Annotated in this window: 17 protein-coding genes; 7 read left to right on the top strand and 10 right to left on the bottom strand. The window is 66.4% G+C overall.

Annotated features, from left to right (window positions below; genetic code table 11):
• Positions 1-72: 72 nt before the first annotated feature.
• From R5H32_RS09555 to R5H32_RS09590, 8 genes are all read right to left on the bottom strand, one after another.
• On the bottom strand, positions 73-492 hold the full coding sequence (locus R5H32_RS09555) for a nuclear transport factor 2 family protein (protein ID WP_318338455.1): 420 nt from the start codon (positions 490-492) through the stop codon (positions 73-75).
• A 196-nt stretch (positions 493-688) separates the two neighbouring features.
• Positions 689-1,456 carry a hypothetical protein gene (locus tag R5H32_RS09560; RefSeq protein WP_318338456.1) on the bottom strand — a complete coding sequence of 256 codons (768 nt, stop codon included), beginning with the start codon at positions 1,454-1,456 and terminating at the stop codon, positions 689-691.
• A gap of 27 nt (positions 1,457-1,483) precedes the next feature.
• A complete protein-coding gene (locus R5H32_RS09565; protein ID WP_318338457.1) occupies positions 1,484-1,999 on the bottom strand; it encodes a hypothetical protein in 516 nt (171 codons plus the stop codon).
• A complete protein-coding gene (locus R5H32_RS09570) occupies positions 1,996-2,217 on the bottom strand; it encodes a hypothetical protein (RefSeq protein WP_318338458.1) in 222 nt (73 codons plus the stop codon). The genes R5H32_RS09565 and R5H32_RS09570 overlap by 4 nt, the downstream gene beginning before the upstream one ends.
• 203 nt (positions 2,218-2,420) lie before the next feature.
• Positions 2,421-2,813, bottom strand: coding sequence for a large conductance mechanosensitive channel protein MscL (mscL, locus tag R5H32_RS09575; protein WP_318338459.1), 393 nt, complete (start codon positions 2,811-2,813; stop codon positions 2,421-2,423).
• Positions 2,814-3,096: 283 nt separating this feature from the next.
• Positions 3,097-3,753: a PAQR family membrane homeostasis protein TrhA gene (gene trhA / locus R5H32_RS09580; RefSeq protein ID WP_318338460.1), complete on the bottom strand. Its 657-nt coding sequence runs from the start codon at positions 3,751-3,753 to the stop codon at positions 3,097-3,099.
• 94 nt (positions 3,754-3,847) lie between these two features.
• Positions 3,848-5,098 (bottom strand): Xaa-Pro peptidase family protein, encoded by a 1,251-nt coding sequence (locus R5H32_RS09585; RefSeq protein WP_318338461.1) that lies wholly within the window; start codon positions 5,096-5,098, stop codon positions 3,848-3,850.
• Complete coding sequence (locus R5H32_RS09590; RefSeq protein WP_318338462.1) at positions 5,095-5,889, bottom strand: 2OG-Fe(II) oxygenase; 795 nt, start codon at positions 5,887-5,889, stop codon at positions 5,095-5,097. The genes R5H32_RS09585 and R5H32_RS09590 overlap by 4 nt, the downstream gene beginning before the upstream one ends.
• Positions 5,890-5,984: 95 nt before the next feature.
• Here R5H32_RS09590 and R5H32_RS09595 point away from each other — a divergent pair, with 95 nt between their 5' ends.
• Positions 5,985-6,869 carry a LysR substrate-binding domain-containing protein gene (locus R5H32_RS09595; protein ID WP_318338463.1) on the top strand — a complete coding sequence of 295 codons (885 nt, stop codon included), beginning with the start codon at positions 5,985-5,987 and terminating at the stop codon, positions 6,867-6,869.
• A gap of 126 nt (positions 6,870-6,995) precedes the next feature.
• Here R5H32_RS09595 and R5H32_RS09600 read toward each other — a convergent pair whose 3' ends face one another.
• Together R5H32_RS09600 and R5H32_RS09605 are read right to left on the bottom strand one after the other, a co-directional pair.
• Positions 6,996-7,313 (bottom strand): DUF1244 domain-containing protein, encoded by a 318-nt coding sequence (locus tag R5H32_RS09600; protein WP_318338464.1) that lies wholly within the window; start codon positions 7,311-7,313, stop codon positions 6,996-6,998.
• 14 nt (positions 7,314-7,327) lie between these two features.
• A complete protein-coding gene (locus R5H32_RS09605) occupies positions 7,328-8,071 on the bottom strand; it encodes an N-formylglutamate amidohydrolase (RefSeq protein WP_318338465.1) in 744 nt (247 codons plus the stop codon).
• A 136-nt stretch (positions 8,072-8,207) separates the two neighbouring features.
• On the opposite strand from R5H32_RS09605, the gene pyk reads away from it, so the two are divergent.
• The 6 genes from pyk (at position 8,208) to R5H32_RS09635 (ending at position 13,983) form a co-directional block, all read left to right on the top strand.
• Positions 8,208-9,653 carry a pyruvate kinase gene (gene pyk, locus R5H32_RS09610; protein WP_318338466.1) on the top strand — a complete coding sequence of 482 codons (1,446 nt, stop codon included), beginning with the start codon at positions 8,208-8,210 and terminating at the stop codon, positions 9,651-9,653.
• Between the two features lie 132 nt (positions 9,654-9,785).
• The gene (gene rpmI / locus R5H32_RS09615; RefSeq protein WP_263337345.1) at positions 9,786-9,986 is read left to right on the top strand and encodes a 50S ribosomal protein L35; all 201 of its coding nucleotides are present in this window, start codon (positions 9,786-9,788) and stop codon (positions 9,984-9,986) included.
• A gap of 12 nt (positions 9,987-9,998) precedes the next feature.
• A complete protein-coding gene (gene rplT / locus R5H32_RS09620) occupies positions 9,999-10,361 on the top strand; it encodes a 50S ribosomal protein L20 (RefSeq protein ID WP_318338467.1) in 363 nt (120 codons plus the stop codon).
• Positions 10,362-10,519: 158 nt separating this feature from the next.
• Positions 10,520-12,490: an acyltransferase family protein gene (locus tag R5H32_RS09625; protein WP_318338468.1), complete on the top strand. Its 1,971-nt coding sequence runs from the start codon at positions 10,520-10,522 to the stop codon at positions 12,488-12,490.
• 93 nt (positions 12,491-12,583) lie between these two features.
• A complete protein-coding gene (pheS, locus tag R5H32_RS09630; protein WP_318338469.1) occupies positions 12,584-13,657 on the top strand; it encodes a phenylalanine--tRNA ligase subunit alpha in 1,074 nt (357 codons plus the stop codon).
• Positions 13,654-13,983, top strand: coding sequence for a hypothetical protein (locus tag R5H32_RS09635; protein ID WP_318338470.1), 330 nt, complete (start codon positions 13,654-13,656; stop codon positions 13,981-13,983). The genes pheS and R5H32_RS09635 overlap by 4 nt, the downstream gene beginning before the upstream one ends.
• The last annotated feature ends 3 nt before the right edge of the window (positions 13,984-13,986 follow it).

Here is a 13,986-nt window from a genome sequence, read left to right on the forward strand (position 1 = left end):
CTCTCGGGCCGCGCCCTTTCGTCTGACCGGCGCCGGGACCGGAACCGCCGAAACTGGCCAGATCCCGCGCCGTTACTTGGGGGTAATGCGGGCGGCCATCGTATGGCTCACGATCTTCCCGTCCTGCACCGTGAAGGTATCCGCAGCGAACTCGTAGACATTGCTCGGCGACTCGGCATTCCACGTCGTGAAAGCTGTGTTTCCCTCGAACACGAGGGCTTCGGTTTCCATGGACACGTCGGCCTGGGAAAACTCGGCGAAGAAGGCCTCGAAGAAGCCGCGGATTTCCGCGGACCCGCGATAGACCTTGTCGGCCATGATGAGCGTGGCGTCGTCAGCATAGGGCGCGACCGCCTCGTCCACGTCGAGCTGGCCGACACCCCGCAGGTGGCTCATCACGACATCCTTGGTGGATCCGGTATCGGCAAAAACGGGCCCGGTAGCCAGGCCGGCAAGGATGGTGACGACCATCCACAGCTTCTTGTCGCGCATATCGACCTCCTTAGACGAAGCATCCGGCGTCGGGACGCCCAGATGGCATCTGCTTGGGGAAAGCGGAGCGCGAAGGGTAAGAGCAGGCCCGGAAGCGCGCAAGTCTGCCCGCCTGACAATGCGGTGATCGGCGCCACCGCCGATACTGCGCTGGCCGGCTTCGGGTCCGGGTCGGGTCTGGCCGTGGCGTGTTCCGCTAGCGACCGCCGCGCACCGCTTCGCCGGGATGGACGTCTGGCACCAGCTCGCCGTTGCGGATGACCGGTTGCCCGCCGACGATGACATGCGCGAAACCTTCCGACGCGAGGCTGTTCGTCCCGACCTCGTAACCCGCCCTGCCATTCACGGTTTCTGGATCGAAGATCGTGATATCGGCGACCGCGCCCGCCTGGAGACGTCCACGCTTGGCCATCGAAGGAACAAACGGTTCGAGAAACTTCGCCTGCTGGAAGGCTGTCTTGGCGATGATTTGCGGCATGGTCAGGCTGCCGTCATCAATTGCCATCCTAAGGTAGGTGCCGTAGGTTCCGGCGCTGCGCGGGTGGCCAAGACCGGCGCCGAACGGCGCGTCAAAGGGAAGGAAATTTCCATCCGCGTCCACAAGCGGCATGCCGTCGCTTGCGATGATCACGTCCGGGTGAAGCACCGCCGCCAGCATGTCCTTCTGCTTGATATGCTCCATCAGGAAGAAGCCGTCCTGCCGCTCGGCGCGATACTTGTTGAAGGTCTCCTCAGTCAGCGTCTCGCCGGTCTCCACCCACATGAGATCGCTGTAATCCATGCCCGTTCGTTCCTGCCAGCCGGGCGACAGGATCTCGGTTCCCATGAAGGTTGAGCCTTTGACATAGGGAAACGCCTCGCCGAGGATCGTCGCCCCGTTGGCGTTCGCGGCATCGATCATGTCCAGCGCGGCCGGCGTATCAGACAGCGCGTTCGTGGGCACATGGTGCAGAAGCAGCGGCACGTCGTAGGCTTGTGCGAGGGCAATGAACTATTCCTGCCCCAGCACGCCGCTGGGCGCGATATTGCTGAGATAGCGCGGGTGCGTCGTCAGGAAGCTCCCGGTTTCGGCAGCGATCCGTGCCATCCGCGCAATGCCCTCGCTGCGCGCGTTGGGATAGTAGCCGACCATGACGCCGATCCCCACGCCACCGTCCTCAACCCCCTGGCGGACCAGATCGTCGATCGCGTCGAGTTCGTCGTCCGTGGCGAGCTTTATGGACCACTGGTTACCCGTCGCCGCGGCCTTTTCCAGCGCATGGGTCATCATCGGGCTGCCGAGCGGGTCGATCCCGTCCATCAGCAGCAGCCGGGCCCCGGAATGACCGACCGACACGCCATAGTTGGACAGCGAGACCCCGGCCTTGGCGTCGAAATACGCCGAAACCGGCAAGGCACCGCCCTCCAGATCCATCTGCGTCGTTCGACCGTCGAAAATCGAAACCTTCTCGCTGTAGGGATCCTGTCCGTGCGCATGCAGGTCGATGAAACCCGGCGCGGCGATCAACCCGCCGGCGTCAATCTCATCCGCGCCGGTGATGCGTCGCGCGTGACGATGGCGATCTCATTGCCCGTAATGCCGATATTGCGCACCTGGTCCAGCATCGTTTCGGGATCGACCACGCGCGCGCCCACAATGACCAGATCATACTCTTCCTGCCCCGAGGCGGCGCCCGCAAGAAGCGCCATGGACGCCGCTACTGAAATCGCACGGATCATCATCATCCTCCAAATCTGCCAACAATCGCTTCGGCTGCCCGGCGCGAGCCCCGAGCCAATTCTCCTCAAAAAACCCGCAGCAAACGTCACTGCGGCCGCACTTTAGCCGCGTTTTTCGAACCCGCAAAGGCGTGAAGCCCGACGGACAAACGCGGTGCACGCGACGCCGACGGGCACGCAATCACGACAAGCGCCTTGCGTCCTTCCCCTCAGCCCTTCTTCAGCGCGTCGCGGATCTCGGTCAGAAGCTCGATCTCGGTCGGCCCGGACGGCGCCGGCGCCGCCTCCTCGGCCTTCATCACCGCGTCCTTGACCCGGTTGACGCCCTTGACGAGCAGGAACACGACCCAGGCGATGATCAGGAAGTTGATCAGCGCCATGATGAAGTTGCCGTAGCCGAAGACCGCCGCCCCCTCGCCCTCGCCGAGCCGGACGCCGAGGCCGGAAAAGTCGAGCCCGCCGGTGAAGAGCGAGATGATCGGGTTGATCAGGTCCTCGACGACCGAGGTCACGATCGCGGTGAACGCCGCGCCGATGATGATCCCGACGGCCATGTCCATGACATTGCCGCGGGCGATGAACTGCCTGAATTCCTGTAGCATATCCCGTCCCTGCCGATAGGTTTCGCGCCGCGCAAGCCTAGCACGGGAGATGGATCGCAAGGCAAGTCCTGACGCGCTGGCGGCCGCCCCCGTCAGCGGACTCGAGAAGCTCCGCGACCTCGGCCTCCGCCACCTTCTGGAAGGCGCGGCAATACGCGCCGGACGCGATGAACGGGCGCGGTGCCTGAAGGCAGATCACCCTGCCGGCCAAGCTTGCGAACCCCGCCGGCAACACCGGCACGAGGAGCATGATCGCCGCCGGCCCAGCCGCCCTGGGGCGGCTTCAGGCCGCGCCTTGCACGACGTGGACCGTGACGGCCGCGTAGAAGACGAGGCTCGCCGTGAGCACGAAGACGTGCCAGATCGTGTAGTGGAACGGCAACCGGTCGAACAGGTAGAACACGACGCCCGCCATGTAGAGGCCGCCGCCGATCAGGATCAGGATCAGCACCGGCCATGACAGCGCGGCCAGAAAGGAACTCCCGGCGAAGAGCCCCGCCCAGCCCATCGCGATGTAAAGGCAGATCGCCATGCGGTGGAACCGGTCGGGCGCGATGATCTTCAGCCCGATCCCGGCGACGGCCGCGCCCCAGATGCCGGCCAGAAGCCAGGCCCCGTGCCCGCCCGACAGCAGCGTGAAGGGCGTGTAGGTCCCGGCGATCTTGGCGTAGATCGCCGAGTGATCGAGCCGCTTGAGGAGCCCTTCCCAGTCAGGATGGGGAACCAGGTTGTAGAGCGCCGAGCACAGGATCATCGCGATCAGCGTGAGGCCATAGACCGAGACCCCGAAAAGCGCCGTGAAATCGCCGCGCAGAAAGGCGGTGACGGTGATCAGCACCGGGACCGCGATGAGGACGAAGAGAAGGCCGGAGGCATGGATCACCGCATCCGAAAAACGCTCGGCTCGGGAATAATCGTCGCGGGTCTCCAGCAAGGCCATGATGGTCCAAGGATAGCAGATCGCACACCGACGACCTACGCGACCTCGGTAAACACAGCGTGTCAAACGGCGGAAATCGCCACATTCCGTTACGTCACACGTCCTCCCAGGGGAAGCTGTCGAGCCGTTCCGCGCCGGTTTCGGTGATCAGCACCTGGGTTTCGAGCTTGATCGATTCTGTTCCCTTTTCCGCGATCAGGCTTTCGACGCAGAGCACCATGCCGGGCTCGAACCGCCCCGCCATCGCCCGGTTGGTCCAATCGACATGCAGCGGCACCACGGGCCATTCGTCGGCCATGCCGACGCCGTGCAAGGCCAGCGAGTAGCGGTAGTCGATATGCTTTTCCGGGATGCGCCAGCTCTTCTCGTTGAACTCGGCGAAGTCGCGGCCGGGGGCAATGAGGGCGAGGTTGTGCTCGATCTGGTCGAGCGCCGTCCGGTAGAGCCGTCGCTGCGTTTGATTCATCGGCTCATAGCCGCAGACCCAGGACCGCGAGAGATCGGCGCAGTAGCCATAGGGGCCGATCATGTCGGTGTCGAACGAGATCATCTCGCCGGCCTCGACCGGACGGTGCGAGCATTCTTTGTACCAGGGATTGGTGTTCGGTCCCGCGGTCAGGAGCTTCGTCTCCAGCCAGTCGCCACCGGAGCGGGCATTCTCGAAATGCAGATGCGCCCAGAGTTCCTGCTCGGTGACGCCGGGCAGGGAATGTTCGTAGATCCGCGCCATGCCGGCCTCGCAGACCCGGATGGTCCAGCGCATCAGCCGGAGTTCCTCGGGCGACTTGATCGCGCGGGCGGTCTCGGCCAGTTCGGCGCCGTCGACGAGGGCGATCCCGCGCGCCGCGAGCGCGGGCGGCGCGTTGATGTCGAGCTTGTCGGCCGCCAGCCGCATGTTGCCGCCGCCGTGGCTGCGGACGAGATCGGCGATCTCGTCGGCCCAGTCCTCGACGAAGCCCCGGATCTGGTCACCGCGGCTCATGAACATGTAGGTGATCGCGGTCCGCACCTCGTCGATGCCGGGCAGGCCTTGGGCGAGATGCTCGCAGCCCTTGAACTCGAAGAGGATCGCCGGGCCGCCCGCGAGGATCAGTGCGTAGCGCATCGGGTTGTGCGCGGTCCAGACCTGCATGTTCGAGACGTCGAAGGCGTAGCGGATGTTGACCGGGTCATAGAGCAGAAGCCCGGCCACGTCGTGGCGCGCGATCTGGTCGCGCAGCCGCCCGAGGCGGTAGCCACGGGCGGCGTTAAGCACGTCACCGGGGATCGGCGAGACGAGCGGCCGGTTAGAACCCTCGGAATTGAGGTAGGTCGTCTTGCGGGCGTCCTTGAACGGGCCGGTCATGCCGCGCGGCCGTAAAAGCCCCGTTGCTCCTCCTCGGTGAACCGGACGCCGGGGCGCTCGTAGAAGGAAAAGACCGTGATGATGCGCGCGCGCGCGCCCTTGACCGGGGTCACCCGGTGGGCGGTGTTCTTGCCCTTGAAGACGTTGAGCGTGCCGGCGCCGAGGGTGAGCCGCTTCAGCGCCGGGTCGCCGCCCGCGAGGAGCCGCGCCACGCCCTCGTAGTTCGGGTCGTCGTCGCTCCGGAGGTCGGAGCGGTATTCGAACTCGCCGCCCGCCTCGGGTGCCTGCAGGAGAAGCGTCGTGGTGAACTCGGACCGGTCGAAATGCCAGTTGAGCGCCTCGCCCTCGCCGTAAGCCATCGCGTTCACGCGGGCGAGCGGGTCGTCCATCGTGTGAAGCGCGGGCTTGTCCATCGCCGCGGCGAGGAACCGGGCGAAACCGGGCCAGTCGTAGAGCGCCTCGACCACGCCGCCGATCTGGTCGCCGCAGAGCGTGCGGTTGATCGTCTCGAACTCCTTGAGCGCCGGATGGTCGGGGCTGAGGCCGGGCACCTCCTTGCGAAAGTAGATGTTGTGCTTGCGGGCATGGGTGAAGCTTTCGCCGTCGAAGCGCGGGACAAGCGCGGAAACGGCGGTTCCGATCGCCTCGGGCTTGAGGAAGCCCTCGAGGTTGAACATGCCGTCGCGGGCGAGATCGGCGCGGGCGCGGTCGACGAGCGCCTGCCACTCCGGGCTCTCGGGCCGGTCGAGCGGATAACGGTCGAGATCGATGATGTCCTGCATGGTGTCCATGGCGTCCTCCCTGTCGCGCAGAGGCTGGGGCCGAAGCGCCGTTCTTGCAACGGGAGAAATTTTCGCGGAGCATAAGAAAATCTTTCGGAATCGCGATGTCCACCCTGCCGCCCCTCAACGCCCTCCGCGCCTTCGAGACCGCCGCCCGCGCCGGCAGCTTCGTCGCCGCCGGGGCGGAACTCGGCGTCACCTCGGCCGCCGTGAGCCAGCAGGTCCGCGCGCTCGAGGAGCATCTCGGCAAGCAGCTCTTCCTGAGGCAGGGCAACCGGATCACGCTCACCGATGCCGGCCGCGCGATCTATCCCCGGGTCGAGTTCGCGCTGACCGACCTCGCCGCGGTGGCGGCGGAACTCGGCGAGGGGCGGATGCGGGCGCGGCTGGTGCTCTCGGTCATTCCCTCGGTCGCCGAATGGTGGCTCGTCCCGGCCCTCGCCGGGTTCGAGGGGCGGGCCGGGATCGAGATCCGGGTCGAGGAGGATCCGGTGGCCTTCGGCCGCGAGGGCGCCGACCTGCGGCTGACCTACGGCGGCCACGCCTATCCCGACCACCAGACCGAGACCCTGTTCCGCGACCGGATCGCCGCCGTCGCGGCACCGGCGTTCGGGCTGCCCGAGGCGGGGCTCGCGGCGCTCCCCGACGCCGACTTCATCCACACCGACTGGGGCGCCTCCTACGCGACCCAGCCCGCCTGGGCGGCGTGGTTCGCGGCGAAGGGCGACACCCGCCGCCCCGATCCGAGGGCCGGGCTCCGGGTCGGCATGACCGGGCTCGCGCTCGCCGCCGCCCGCGCCGGCCTCGGCGTCGCGCTGGTTCCGGAACGTCTTGCGGGCGTCGAGATCCGCGCGGGGGCGCTCGTCAGGATCGACGCCACCGCGCTGCCGATGTCCTGGGACTACGTGCTGGTCTTTCCGCGCGCCCATGCGCGCCGGCCGCGCCTGAAAGCCCTCGTCGCGCATCTCCACGGCGCCGCCGGAGACTGACCCCGCATCGGCGTTCTTCATTGCCGAAATACCCCCGCCGGAGGCAGGCGGAGCGCCCTTCGCCCCGGCGAAGGGCGCGACAGATGGGATGCGCCCGGAACGGGCGCACTGCCGGATCGCGCCGGATCAGCCGTCCTTCGGCCCGACGTTCTCGCGGAACGCCACCTCGAACGCCGCCTTCTTCTCGTCATCCGCCTCGGTCTGGTGCTCGGCCCGCCACTGGTCGTAAGGCATGCCGTAATAGATCTCGCGCGCCTCGTCCTTGGTCATCGCGACGCCGCGCTCGCTGGCGGCCTCCTGGTACCAGCGGGCGAGGCAGTTGCGGCAGAAGCCCGCGAGGTTCATCAGGTCGATGTTCTGCACATCCGCCCGCTTTTCCATCAGGTGATGGCGCAGCGTCCGGAAGGCGGCGGCCTCGATCTCGATCCGGGTCTTGTCGTCCATGTCGTCCTCCCTGCTTAGAGATCGGTGTCGGCGAGCGCCGCTTCAAGGATCGGCGCGAGCCGGTCGGCCCAGGCGATCTGGCCGTCCTGGTGGCGGATGAGATCGTGGCGGATCTCGATCAGCACGTTGGGCCTTCCGGTCTTCAGCGCGTGGCGGTCGATCGAATCGCCGTCGAGATGACCGCCATAGGGCTCGTTCTCGCCCACGTTCAGGTCCGGCTCGGCCCGCAGCCGCTCGAGCACGGCGAGCGAGAGCTTGGGGTCGAGATGCGAATAGAGGATGCCCACCTGCCAGGGCCGGTCGCCGCGCCCGAAGAGCCGCGGCGTGAAGCTGTGCACCGCGCAGATCACGGTGTCGGCGCGCCGCGCGGCGAGGGTTTCGAGCGCCGCGTGATAGGGCCGGTGGAAGGCGTTCAGGCGCCGCTCGGTCTCCGCCGCGCCGACGTCGCGGTTCACCGGGATCACCGTGCCGTCATAGAGCTTCATCACCAGCGTCGGGTCGTCCTCGCCGCGGTTCGGGTCGATGACGAGCCGCGAGAAATCCGACAGGATCGCCGGCGCATCCAGCCGCTCGGCCAGCCGCCGGGTGACGCCGGCCGCGCCGATGTCGTAGGCGATGTGGCGCTCCATGTCCTCGGGCGCGATGCCCAGGTCGCCGCCGCCGATGCAGGGCGGCACGCGGTTCGTCGCATGGTCGCAGGTCACGAGCCAGCGGGACGGCCGGTCTTCGCCCTCGATCTCGAACGGGTGGTCTGTCATGGAGCCTTCACGTATTCCGGGATGATGTCCTTTAGATCAGCGCGCGGCAAAGCGCCAGTTGCCCGGCGGCGCGATTTGGGCGATAGAGAGGCCGACCCTTGATGATAGCGCAAACGGAAGAGACGACATGGCCCCGATGAGACGCCTCCGCAACGTGAAGATCGTGGCCACGCTCGGCCCCTCGTCGAGCGATTACGAGACGATCCGGGCACTCTTCGAGGCCGGGGCCGACGTGTTCCGACTCAACATGAGCCACGGCAGCCACGAGGAGCAGGCGGCCCGCCACGCGATCATCCGCCGGATCGAGGCCGAAACCGGCCGGCCGATCGCGATCCTCGCCGACCTGCAGGGGCCGAAGCTGCGCGTGGGCACCTTCGCGAAGGGCTCCGAGGAGCTTTCCGAGGGCGCGCGATTCCGCTTCGACCTCGACCCCGCCGAGGGCGACGCGACGCGCGTCTGCCTGCCGCACAAGGAGATCTTCGCCGCGCTCGAACCGGGCGCCTCGCTTCTCGTCAATGACGGCAAGATCCGGCTCAAGGTCGAGGATTGCGGCGCCGATTTCGCCGATTGCACGGTGACGATCGGCGGCACGATCTCCAACCGCAAGGGCGTGAACGTGCCCGACGTGGTGCTGCCGCTCGCGGCGCTGTCGGACAAGGACCGGGCCGACCTGGAGTTCGCCTGCGAACTCGGCGTCGACTGGCTCGCGCTCTCCTTCGTGCAGCGGCCCGAGGATGTCGAGGAGGCGCGCAGCCTCGCGAAGGGGCGCGCAGCGATCCTGTCGAAGATCGAGAAGCCGGCCGCGGTCAAGGCCTATCCGGCGATCCTCGCCGTCTCGGACGGGATCATGGTGGCGCGCGGCGATCTCGGGGTCGAACTGCCGGTCCATTCAGTGCCGCCGATCCAGAAGCAGCTGGTGCGCGGCGCGCGGGCGGCGGCCAAGCCGGTGATCGTCGCGACCCAGATGCTGGAAAGCATGATCGAGAGCCCGATGCCGACCCGCGCCGAGGTCTCCGACGTCGCCACCGCGATCTACGAGGGCGCGGACGCGGTGATGCTCTCGGCCGAGAGCGCCGCGGGCCAGTATCCGGTCGAGGCGGTGACGACGATGGACAACGTCGCCAAATCGGTCGAGAGCGATCCGACCTACCGCCAGGTGATCGAGGCCTCGCGCCGGGTGGAGCGGACGAGCATCGCCGACGGCATCGTCGCGGCGGCGCGCGAGATCGCCGAGGCGACCGATATCCACGCGATCTGCTGCTTCAGCCAGTCGGGCCGGACCGCGAGCCTCGTCGCCCGCGAGCGGCCGAACGTTCCGATCATCGCGCTCTCGCCGGTGACCGAGACGCTGCGGCGGCTCTGCCTGACCTGGGGCGTGCACTGCGTCGTGACCGACGAGATCGAGCGCTTCAAGATGGCCGTGGTCAGCGCCGCGCGGGCGGCGCGCGAATTCGGCTTCGCCACCGAGACGGACCAGATCGTGGTGACCGCGGGCGTGCCCTTCAACGTGAAGGGCACCACCAACATCCTGCGCGTCGCGCCCTGCGACGAGCGGCTGATCTTCCGCACCGACCCGGAGTGAGACCCGGCCTCGGGGTGGCGGCAGGGCTTGCCAATCTGCCCGAGGCGGCTTATAGGGCGCCACTCGAATACCCCGCGAGGCCGGCCAAGTGGCATTGCCGAGTCGCGCGTTCACTCTGACGAGGAGATGGAAATGCCCAAGATGAAGACCAAATCGGCCGCGAAGAAGCGGTTCAAGATGACGGCCTCGGGCCGCGTCAAGGCTGGTGTCGCAGGCAAGCGTCACGGCATGATCAAGCGCTCGACGGACTTCATCCGCAAGGCGACCGGCACGATGCTGCTGGCCGACGCGGATGCGAAGATCGTCAAGAAATACATGCCGTACAACCGCTGAGGAGAGTGACCCATGTCCCGCGTTAAATCCGGCGTCGTCACCCACGCCCGCCACCGCAAGGTGATCAAGAAGGCGAAAGGCTACTACTCCGCCCGTTCGCGCAACTTCCGCACCGCCACCCAGGCCGTCGACAAGGCGCAACAGTACGCCACCCGCGACCGCAAGGCCCGCAAGCGCAATTTCCGCGCGCTGTGGATCCAGCGGATCAACGCCGCGGTCCGGGCGATCGACGCCGAAATGACCTATTCGCGTTTCGTCAACGCGCTCGGCCTGGCCGGGATCGAGGTGGACCGCAAGGTGCTCGCCGATCTCGCCGTGCATGAGCCGGCGGCGTTCGAGGCCATCGTCGGAAAGGCGAAGGCCGCGCTCGCGTAAACTCTCTCTCCAGAGGGACAGTGTGAACCCCGCGAATGGCCAGAACGGCCGTCGCGGGGTTTTTAATTTCTGAACCGTTGTCCCGGCGACTGATATTGATCTAACCTCAAGGCACAAGGCCGCGCCACGTGCGCTGCGATGCGGCAAGCCGGTGACCGATGAGTAGATTTGGGTACCGACGCGATATCGACGGGCTGCGGATGCTCGCCATCGTGCCGGTGGTTCTGTACCACGCGGGCGTCCCCGGCTTCGGCGGCGGCTTCGTCGGCGTCGATGTCTTCTTCGTCATCTCGGGCTTTCTCATCACCGGGATTCTACGGCGTGAGATCGAGGACGGCCGCTACTCCATCACAGCCTTCTACGAACGACGGGTCCGGCGCATCGTCCCGGCGCTGATTGTCATCATCTTCGCATGCCTCGTCGCGGGCTTCGTGTTTCTTCTGCCGCGCCAATTCGACGATCTCGCGAAGAGCGCGCTCGCGACGCTTCTCTTCGCGTCAAACGTCTGGTTCTACGTCCAGTCGGCCGATTACTTCGCCCCGGCCGCCGAAACGCAGATGCTGCTGCATACCTGGTCTCTGGCGGTGGAAGAACAGTTCTACATCATCTTTCCGCTGCTGATGTGGTGGCTGATGTCAAGGACGCGCAGGGCGCTCGGCCTTATCGTCCTTCTCTGCGGCGCCTCATTCCTGTTGTCCGTTTTCCTGACCCACACGCGACCCACTGCGAGTTTCTATCTGATGCCCGGCCGCTTCTGGGAGCTTGGAGTCGGTGCCGCACTCGCCTTGATGGCACCGCAACGGCGGGCGCCCCCCCTGTTGCGCGAAGCCGCGGCTGCGATCGGCTGCGCGATGATTGCGATCTCGGTTGCGCTTTACTCCGACCAGACGCCGTTTCCGGGTGTGGCCGCGATGCTGCCCTGCCTCGGGGCCGCGCTCATCATTTGGGCCGGTGGGCTGGGGACGACACGGGCAGGCCGGCTCTTGTCCGCGCCTCTGCCGGTCGGGATAGGCCTGATTTCGTACTCTCTTTATCTCTGGCACTGGCCGGTTCTCGTGCTGTTCTGGCTCCGCTTCGGATCAAGCGATCTGCCGCCTGCAGCCACTGCCGCGGCGGTTGCCATCGCGACGGGCGCAGCCTGGGCAAGCTGGCGTTTCGTCGAGAGGCCGTTCCGGCGGCGCGGGCGCGTGGCGGCGACCCGCGCACGCGTCTTCGGTGTGGCCGGGCTGGCGAGCGCGGTTCTGGGCGTCGCCTCTTTGGCCATCGTGGCGATGCAGGGGCTGCCGGGCAGGCTGCCCGAGGCGGTTCAGCGCGTTCTCGCGGTCGCGGATGAAGAGATAACCGGCTCCGAAAACTGCGCCACCGAACGCACCGCCGGCATTCTCTGCGATCTCGGCCTTCCCACTCCGGGTCGGCAGGACGTGCTGCTGTGGGGCGATTCCCATGCCGGGGCGCTCTCGCACGGGCTCGACCGGCTGTTGCGCGACGAGGGGCGGTCCGGCGCGCTTGCCTATCGGCTTGCCTGTCCACCGATCCTCGGCGTCGAACGGCTCGACGGCGGATTCGTGAAGGGCTGTATCGAGTTCAACGACCGGGTGATCGCCGAGCTCCGGTCGCGCAGCGACCTTCAAACCGTCATCCTTTACAGCCGCTGGCGGCTCAATTCAGAGGGTCGCGGCGCATGGCCCCGCGCGCTCCTGCGGGAGGAGGGGCACGTCGACAAGAGCGGTGGCGAGGCGGCCAATTTCGCGGTCTTCGAGGCCGCCTTCACACGGACAATCGCGGCGATTACGGCAACCGGCCGCAGGATCATCGTCATCGAGGGGACGCCGGAATTGGTGAGCGAACTGCCCGTCGTGATCGCAAGGAATATGATGAGCGGCACGCCGATGCCGGACATGCCTGACGCCGCGAACGTCCATGCCCTGAACGAACGGACGAACCGCGTGATCGAGGCGACCGCAGAGCTCGGCGACGTGACGGTGCTCGATCCGGTGCCGATCCTCTGCGATCCGGTCTGCCGGATCGCGGTCGATGGCATTCCCCTATACTTCGACAGTGATCATCTGAGTTCCCAGGGGGCCGACTTCCTTGCGCCGCGCCTCCTGGGCGAAGCTCTCCACAACTGAGATCGCGGCGCCGGCGGCCCGCCGACGTCACCGAAACTTGTCGGCCCCGCGCGGATGCGCTAGCTACGGCGCAAGTTTCGGAGTGGGAAGCGAATGGACGAGCTGAAGCAGAAGTATCTTGGCGCCATCACGGATGCCGCCGACGAACAGGCGCTTGAAGACCTGCGCATCGCCGCTTTGGGCAAGAAGGGCGAGATCTCGCTGAAGATGCGCGAGCTTGGCCAGATGGACCCCGCCGTGCGGCAGGCCGCCGGGGCGGCGCTCAATCGGCTCAAGGACGAGATCGACGCGGCGCTCCGCGCGAAGAAGGCGGCGCTGGCGGATGCGGCCCTCGACGAGCGGCTGAAGGCCGAATGGCTCGACGTGACGCTGCCGGGGCGGCCGCGGCGGATGGGGACGATCCATCCGGTGAGCCAGGTGACCGAGGAAGTCACCGCGATCTTCGCCGACATGGGCTTTGCCGTGGCCGAAGGCCCGCAGATCGAGTCGGACTGGTACAATTTCGACGCGCTCAACATCCCGCCCGAGCATCCCGCGCGGCAGGAGCATGACACGTTCTTCATGGCCCGCGCGGAAGGCGACGACCGGCCGCCGCATGTCTTGCGCACCCATACCTCGCCGGTGCAGATCCGGGCGATGCAGACCCATGGCGCGCCCTTGCGGGTGATCGCACCGGGCCGGGTCTACCGGATGGACATGGACCAGACCCACACGCCGATGTTCCACCAGGTCGAGGGGCTGGCGATCGACCGCGACCTGTCGATGGCGAACCTGAAATGGGTTCTGGAGGAGTTCTGCCGCGCCTTCTTCGAGGTGGATCAGGTCGAACTGCGCTTCCGCGCCTCGCATTTCCCCTTCACCGAACCCTCGGCCGAGGTCGATATCCGCTGCTCCTGGGAGGGCGGACAGCTGAAGATCGGCGAGGGCGACGGCTGGATGGAGATTCTGGGCTCCGGCATGGTGCATCCGAAGGTGCTGGCCGCCGGCGGGATCGACCCGAACGAATGGCAGGGCTTTGCCTTCGGGCTCGGCATCGACCGGCTGGCGATGCTGAAATACGGGATCCCGGATCTGCGGGCGTTCTTCGAGAGCGATCTCAGGTGGCTCAGGCATTACGGGTTTGCGAGCCTCGACCTGCCGACGGTGCATGGGGGGTTGAGCAGGTGAGCTATACATTTGCAGACATACGCGACCTTCTACGGCGCGCGTCGACTAAGCCCCACGACCTGCTGGCGGACGTGCCGGATGTTGCCAATACACATGACTTAGCAAAGAAGCTCATATCGTTGGAATACTTGGTCTCCCAAGCTGTGGTCGTCGATGGTTACGGAATCGATCTGACAGAAAAGGGCAGGCAGCTACTTTCTGAGCTCAAGGAAATGCCGGTTGGAACTGGCCTTCTCATGTACTCAATTGAGAAGGCTTCAAACGAAACGACCTCCATCGAGTTGCGACCAGAAGTTAGAAACCTCATCCAGGTATGGGCGGAGTAGACC

Source organism: Defluviimonas sp. D31 (assembly GCF_033436765.1).
Classification (GTDB): Bacteria; Pseudomonadota; Alphaproteobacteria; order Rhodobacterales; family Rhodobacteraceae; genus Albidovulum.